This window comes from Vibrio sp. 10N.237.312.B06, from assembly GCF_041464685.1.
In the GTDB taxonomy this organism is placed as follows: domain Bacteria; phylum Pseudomonadota; class Gammaproteobacteria; order Enterobacterales; family Vibrionaceae; genus Vibrio; species Vibrio tasmaniensis_A.
In genome coordinates this window covers 1-7,331 of record NZ_JBFSPI010000136.1, presented here as the reverse complement: position 1 = coordinate 7,331, position 7,331 = coordinate 1, and the positions used below count along the sequence as shown (strand labels likewise).

Annotated in this window: 4 protein-coding genes; 1 reads left to right on the top strand and 3 read right to left on the bottom strand. The window is 44.9% G+C overall.

Annotated elements, in window-relative coordinates; all coding sequences use genetic code 11:
* Positions 1 to 234 precede the first annotated feature (234 nt).
* On the top strand, positions 235 to 747 hold the full coding sequence (locus AB6C75_RS22245; RefSeq protein ID WP_009848853.1) for a glycine cleavage system protein R: 513 nt from the start codon (positions 235 to 237) through the stop codon (positions 745 to 747).
* Positions 748 to 857: 110 nt separating this feature from the next.
* Here the strand turns inward: AB6C75_RS22245 and nspC are convergent, their stop codons facing one another.
* The 3 genes from nspC to AB6C75_RS22230 all read right to left on the bottom strand — a co-directional run bounded on the left by nspC (position 858) and on the right by AB6C75_RS22230 (position 6,410).
* Complete coding sequence (nspC, locus tag AB6C75_RS22240) at positions 858 to 1,997, bottom strand: carboxynorspermidine decarboxylase (protein WP_372109289.1); 1,140 nt, start codon at positions 1,995 to 1,997, stop codon at positions 858 to 860.
* Between the two features lie 199 nt (positions 1,998 to 2,196).
* Complete coding sequence (locus AB6C75_RS22235) at positions 2,197 to 3,450, bottom strand: carboxynorspermidine synthase (protein ID WP_372109288.1); 1,254 nt, start codon at positions 3,448 to 3,450, stop codon at positions 2,197 to 2,199.
* A gap of 8 nt (positions 3,451 to 3,458) precedes the next feature.
* Positions 3,459 to 6,410 carry a pyridoxal phosphate-dependent class III aminotransferase gene (locus tag AB6C75_RS22230; RefSeq protein ID WP_372109286.1) on the bottom strand — a complete coding sequence of 984 codons (2,952 nt, stop codon included), beginning with the start codon at positions 6,408 to 6,410 and terminating at the stop codon, positions 3,459 to 3,461.
* Between the last annotated feature and the right edge of the window lie 921 nt (positions 6,411 to 7,331).

The following is a 7,331-nucleotide window of genomic DNA, read 5'->3' as shown; positions in this document are numbered from 1 at the left end:
TCTGTAGGATCGTTCAACTGATCAGGAAAATGCTTAAATGATCAGTGTTAGCTCTCTAGCCGCTTTTTTTGTGCCCTACTCTTCATTCTCTTTTTTTGCATCACAGCTTAGTTTCAAAAATTGACACAGGTCAAACATTGTTCGATGTAACCTTCTACACTGAAATTAAAGAACTTTATCGCGTGATATCAAACATTTAATTAGCAACGAACAATTGAGACTTTGGGGGCTGATATGAACAGTACATTTATCGTAAACTTTATCGGACAAGCATCACCAGCAACAATCAAGCAACTTGCTGCGGTTACTCACGAAAACGACGGAAAATGGCTCATCAGTAAAGTTAACTTTATTGAAGATCAAGTTGCAGGTGTATTAAAGATTCAACTTCCAGCCATCAACGAATCAATTGTTAAGGATGCTTTCAGTGCCAATGCTGACTTGATCGTGCAGTTTGTTGATTCAGACCACACTCACAACGCACAAGACACAATACATCACTTACGACTCGACTCTAACGACCGAGCTGGCATCGTCAACGAAGTGACACATGTACTAGACAGACAAGGAATTAGCATTCTAGATATGGATTGTCACCGAGTCTTTATCGCGGGTGGCGGTGGTGTTAGCTCAAGTCTATTTACTTCCAAGATCGCTGTGAAGTTGCCAATTGAAGTCTTGATTGATGATGTCGTGAATGAATTAGAAACGCTCAGTGAAGATACTCGAGTGATGATTGAGAGCTAACGGATAGCATTTCACTTCTATCCTTACTCTTTTCTCTGGTAACAGTTATCTATAAAAAAAAAGAGCAGCTCACCGGCTGCTCTTTTTATTGTTCTAAAACTATGACTTAGTTACTTAACCGACCATTGTGATAATGATCGTTTGAAGTCTTCATAGCCAAATTCATTTAGCTTCTGAACTTCGCCATTGCTGCGATCGCAATAGATCGATGGCATTTTTAGGCCATTGAACCAGTTCAGTTTCACCATGGTGTAACCTGCACTGTCTAGCAGGTGCAGCTTTTGACCAATCTTAAGTGGCTCGTCAAAGCTAGCTTCGCAGAACTGATCGCCAGCAAGACATGAGCATGAACCAATCACATAGCCATGGCTACCATTTTCAGAGGCTTCTAATACCGATGCTGGCTCATTGTAGATAAGCGTATCAAGGCGGTGAGCTTCGGTTGCTGAATCGACAATCGCTGTTTTCTTCACGTTCTCTACGATATCAACCACAGTCACAACCAAATCAGTTGTTTTAGTGATAATAGCTTCACCCGGTTCAAGGTACATCTGCACGCCGTGCTTTTCAGAGAAAGCTTTTAGCGCAAGACCAAGCTTTTCAATGTCATAGCCCGGCCATGTGAAGAACACACCACCGCCCATGCTCACCCAATCTAGCTTATCTAGGTGTTCACCAAGTTGTTCTGAAATTGAATCAAGCAGGCCGATAAATGCATCAACGTCTTTGTTCTCGCAGTTCATGTGGAACATCACACCATTAATCTCATCAAAGATTTCAGGTTTGATGTGGTCAGCTTGCACGCCCAAACGCGAGAATTGACGCGCAGGGTTTGCCAAGTCTTGTCCTGCATAGCTCACGCCCGGATTTAAACGTAAACCAAATGAAGCTCTATCTTCAACAATATGACGGTAAGCAGCAAGTTGACTTTGAGAGTTGAAGATCATCTTGTCGCAGATATCCGCAACTTCTCTCACGTCATCTTCGCTGTAACCCACACTGTAAGCGTGCGTTTCACCACCAAAGGTTTCGTGGCCAAGCTTGACTTCGTATGGGCCAGAGCTTGTCGTGCCATCGAGGTAAGGTTTGATGATGTCAAACACACCCCATGTCGAAAAACACTTCAGTGCCAATACCAATTTCACACCTGAAATCTCTTTCAGTTGCTTGGCTTTCTCTAGATTCGCAATCAACTTGTCTTCGTTGATCATGAAATATGGGGTTTTTAGTTCTTCTTTCTTAAACGTCATTTTTGTAAACACTCAAGCAGCATCTATAGATGGAAAGGTAAATTAACAATTTTGGTGTGATTTATTTTGATTTTGTCCTGTCCGAGCGCAGTGAGTTACAACATCAAAATAAATGATACCAAAGCTTCAAGGCTATCATCATCGAAAAGGGAACAATCCATGTCCCCTTTAATTAGCAATCAAAACAAGAAATCAGTTCTTATTTTTTCAGCTCTTGAATCACAGGAAGACCTTGGCCTGCATCAAGTTCTTGAACATGCCAATCTAGACCGATTTCCGGCATGGTTGCTAGGAACGGGTCTGGGTTTAGCTGTTCCATGTTGAACACGCCTTTATCAGCCCATTCGCCACGGAAGAACTGAAGTGCAGCCGTAATCGCAGGTACACCCGTAGTGTAAGAGATTGCTTGGTGTTCTACGTCTTCGTAAGCCACTTCGTGGTCTGCGTTATTGTAGATGAATACGCTGCGCTCTTTGCCGTCTTTCTTACCTTGAACCCAAGTACCGATACACGTTAAACCTGTGTAACCCGGAGCCAAAGAAGTTGGGTCTGGCAGTAGTGCTTTAAGAACATGCAGAGGCTGAACCACAGTACCATCGTGCAGTGTTAGCGGATCTGGGCTAAGAAGACCGATATCACGCATGCAGTTGAAGTAATTCAGGTATGCATCACCAAAGCCCATCCAAAATTCGATGCGCTTAGCTGGGATGAACTCTTTCATTGAACGAACTTCATCGTGCGCCATTGAGTAAACTTTGTGAGAACCACAGTTTGGGAATTCAAACTCAAGCATACGAGAGTGACAAGGTACTTGTTTCCACTCTTCATTTTCCCAGTAGAAAGAATCGCCTTGAATCTCAAGCATGTTGGTTTCTGGGTCAAAGTTCGTCGCAAACTTCTTACCGTGGTCGCCAGCATTCACGTCCATTACGTCAATTGAGTCAATCTCATCGAACAAGTGCTTAACCGCGTATGCTGCAAAGATTGATACCACACCTGGATCGAAACCCGCGCCAAGAATACCTGTGATGCCCGCTTCAGCGAACTTCTCACGGTAACCCCATTGCCAATCGTAAGCTTGTGGTACTTGTTGGCCTTCAGAACATAAATCAACCGCAACCGATGTATCTAAGTAAGATACTTTCGATTGGTAACATGCTTCCATGATCGCCATGTTAACCCAAGGAGGACCAGCGTTGATCACTAGATCAGGCTGAACTTCTTTAATCAAAGCAACAAGTGCATCAACATCGTCAGCGTCTACTGAACGAGCTTCTAGTTTCTTAGTAGAATCTTTAAGGTTGTTTTTGCCCTTGATAGATTCGATGATTTTTTCACACTTCGCGATTGTGCGAGAAGCGATTGTGATATCACCCAGTACTTCGTTATTTTGTGCTGCTTTGTGTGCAACAACCCAGCCAACGCCGCCTGCACCAATTTGTAGAATAGCCATAGTTTTAATTACCCTTGTTGTTCTGCTAGCTCAATAGCTAAAGTTTGAATTTTGTTAATTAAAGATTTGAAATCTGATGTCGTTAAGCACGGATTCAAGATGGTGAATTTCAACGCGCTTTTACCATCAACGACCGTTTCGCCAAGTACTGCAACGCCACGAGTCAGCGCCTCCAGTCTTAACGTCTGATTCAGTTTGTCTAAATCAAGAACGCCGTTTGCTGATAGCTCGTTGTTCGGTACCGCACGGAACAGCACAGTCGACAGTGACGACTCAGCAAGCAACTCGAAATCGTCATGCTTCTGAATCAGATCGGCAACTTCAAGCGTCTGCTCTAGAAGATGATCGTACATATCACCCAGTTGCTTTGGTCCAACGCTTTGCATCGTCATGAAGACTTTCAGTGCATCGAAACGCTTGGTGGTAGCGATAGACTTCTCGACTAGATTTGGCAGCTCATCGTGCTCGCGATTCAAGTAGTCAGCGTGATGCAATAGGTACTTAAAGTTTGCTTTGTCTTTCAGAAGCACAGCACCACAACTGATGGTTTGGAAGAACAACTTGTGGAAGTCGACACTCACTGAGTCCGCTTTTTCGATGCCTTTCAGGCGAGCTTTATGGCTACTTAAGATAAGCGCGCCACCGTAAGCACTGTCAACATGGAACCAAAGGCCTTGTTGATTGGCGATGTCAGCAATCGCTTCAAGATCATCAATAGCACCGTGGTCGGTCGTACCCGCAGTACCAACAACAGCAAAAGGAATCAACCCTTGAGCTATAAGCGCTTTCACTTCTGCGTCTAGCAAGTCAGCTTTGATCGTGCCGTTTGCATTGGTATCAACACAGCACACCGCAGCTTCACCCAACCCGAGTAGCGAGGCAGACTTTTGAACCGTGAAATGAGATTTCTTTGAACATAAGATACGCAGTTTGCTCGCGTATTCTGGCAAGCCAAGCTTTTGGATAGAATGACCATTGTGCTTATCCGCAACCCAGTCTCTCGCAAGCAATAAACCCATTAAGTTACTTTGCGTGCCGCCGCTCGTGAAAACACCGTCAGCTTGTACGCCAAGTTGGTATTTGTCACACATCCAATCCACTACGCGCTGCTCAACATAAGTCGCTGCAGATGCTTGGTCCCATGAATCCATTGATTGATTCAACGCCGCGATAATTGATTCCGCAGCAACAGAAGCCATAAGAGGTGGAGTGTGGAGATGTGCAATACAGTCTGGGTGTTGCACGAAGATGGAGTTTGCTGCGACAAGGTCTGCAGTGCTACCTACAACATCAACCAAAGCGTGTTGATTGTTATCGAGATCAACAGCATTGATAGCTGCTTCTAGCACTTTTGGATCTAAACCCGAATAAGGGGTTTCAACTTGTTCAAAAACGGCTTTCATCGCTTGAGTGGTTTGGTTCATCACGCTAGCAAATTCGTCGCTACCGCCTACACCTGTCTGGATGAAATGCTTATTCCATTCTTGGTTAGTTTGTTCGCTTGAAGCTGGGTCTTGTTGTAAACCACCACCCGCTGCGATGATCGCTTCTTCCATTACGCGGAGTGCAAAGTCGATCTGCTCAAAAGAGATAATCATTGGCGGAAGGAAGCGAATGACCGAACCATCACGACCACCCTTTTCAACCATCAAGCCGCGCTCTAGTGCTGCTCGTTGAATCGCTAGGGTTAGTTCGCCGTCTGATTGTGGTTCGCCAAATTTGTTGAGCTCACCGTTTGGTTGCTTGATCTCAGCGCCAAGCATCAGGCCTTTACCACGAACTTCAGCAATACAGTTCACACGCGATTGAATCTTCTCAAGCCCATGACGTAGATATTGGCCTGCGATGTTCGCGTGCTCAACCAAACCATCACGTTCGATGATCTCTAACGCCTTAGCGCCAGATACCATTGCCAACTGGTTACCACGGAATGTACCGGTGTGCTCACCCGCTTTCCAAGTATCGATGCTCTTGTCGAATACAAGCAGCGACATAGGCAGTCCGCCACCAATCGCTTTAGACAAGCACAAGATATCAGGATTAACACCTGACTCTTCAAACGCAAAGCGATGGCCGGTTTTACCCACACCACACTGAATTTCATCAAAGATCAGTAGGATACCGTGTTCATCACAGATGCGACGTAGGCCTTGTAGCCAAGACGCCGGAGCTGGAATCACACCACCCTCACCTTGTACAGGCTCGACGATCATCGCGGCAGGTTTCATGATGCCAGATTCGTCGTCATTCAACATACGCTCGATGTAACGAATGCTCGCGTTAGCACCCGCTTCACCACCAATGCCAAACGGGCAACGAAGGTTATATGGGAAAGGCATGAAATGTACGTCAGACATTAAGCCACTACGACGTTCTTTAGTGCCAAGGTTACCCATCATGCCCATAGTGCCGTTAGTCATGCCGTGGTAAGCACCACGAAAAGCAAACATGGTGTTGCGACCTGTAGTTTGCTTGGCGAGCTTGATCGCGGCTTCCACAGCATCAGCGCCAGACGGGCCACAGAATTGAAGAACCGAGTTCGTCGAAAAGTCTTGAGGGAGAAAAGCTTTAACTCGCTTGATAAACGTCTCTTTTGCTTGAGTCGTAATATCAAGTGTCTGATATGGCAAACCAGAATCGAGTTGGTCTTTAAGTGCTTGGTTAATCTCAGGGTGGTTGTAGCCCAGAGAAAGTGTACCTGCACCTGCTAAGCAATCGAGAAATAGTTGGCCACGAGTATCTTCAACTAAAACACCACATGCTCTTTTAATAGCAATCGGTAGGCGTCTTGGGTATGAACGAACATCCGATTCATGCTGCTCTTGCTCAAGCAAAATAGCGTCGGGTGTTAGGTCGTAAGTTCCCTCTACGATAGGAACCATAGTTGAAAATGAATTTGCGATAGTATTAATATCGACTTCAAAGGCGGTAGTCATAAAAGTCCCCTTGAATGTGTTCATACTCACCTCCATCAGACGCAATTGCACACCGTCCCTCTATTGATTTAGAGAGAGTTCATAGTGAAACACGCGTATTGTCTAGAAATGAGATATAGCTGTACGCTCGCATAAGTCAAATGACGAATACGAAATTAGGCCGTCTTAGGACAGCAAAAATTAGTTAGCGTGAGCTCAAGGTTCAGTAATGCTACTGTTTTGAAGAATTGGACATTTGTGCAGTATCGGACAGCTATGAAGAACTGGCCCTTTTGGAAATGCAGAGCTGATTAGCAATGTTGTTATTAGTGTGTTCAATGTTGGGTTTCCCATTAGCATGGCGAATTGCGCCATAAGTATCCCGTCTATCAGCTAAAGGCTAGCTGATACCTACCCTACGTAATGTCCCAATCAGCAAGAATGGTCACTACGCGTATCCCCCAGAAGCAATCGTTGCTCTTCTTGAACATTGTTCATTCCGAGATTGCGCGGGAAAATAACATAAAGTGAAATGAACGATCAATAGTTTTTAATAATCGCTTGATAAATAGGAGCGGCAACTGACAAATTGCTGAAAATATCGTCAAGTTAATCTTTAGGTAAGGAGATCCCCGGTTCATTCGTTCCTCACGCCCGAGGATGACTACGCGGGTATACAAACGTTGCTAGTGAGGGCTTTGAGGCTGTGGCGCCTTTCCGTCATTCCCTAGCACGAAGAACGAGTTCATAGGGAATCTCGCTTTTAAAAGCTAAGTAATGTAAACGAACTTGATAGCAACATTTTGAGATAGAAAAGGAAGTTTGGGTGTGTTCAAACAGAAAGAGGAATAACGCATAAAAATCAGAACAGCAGAAACCAAAAAGCCCGAACATTTCTGTTCGGGCTTTTTAATTTGGAGCGATACATCGGGTTCGAACCGATGACCTCAACCTTGGCAAGGTTGC

What these genes read in the sequence shown, in the direction of transcription:
- AB6C75_RS22245 (WP_009848853.1), top strand. Translation starts at nt 235, where the DNA reads ATGAACAGTACATTTATCGTAAACTTTATCGGACAAGCATCACCAGCA.
- nspC (WP_372109289.1), bottom strand. Translation starts at nt 1,997, where the DNA reads ATGACGTTTAAGAAAGAAGAACTAAAAACCCCATATTTCATGATCAAC.
- AB6C75_RS22235 (WP_372109288.1), bottom strand. Translation starts at nt 3,450, where the DNA reads ATGGCTATTCTACAAATTGGTGCAGGCGGCGTTGGCTGGGTTGTTGCA.
- AB6C75_RS22230 (WP_372109286.1), bottom strand. Translation starts at nt 6,410, where the DNA reads ATGAACACATTCAAGGGGACTTTTATGACTACCGCCTTTGAAGTCGAT.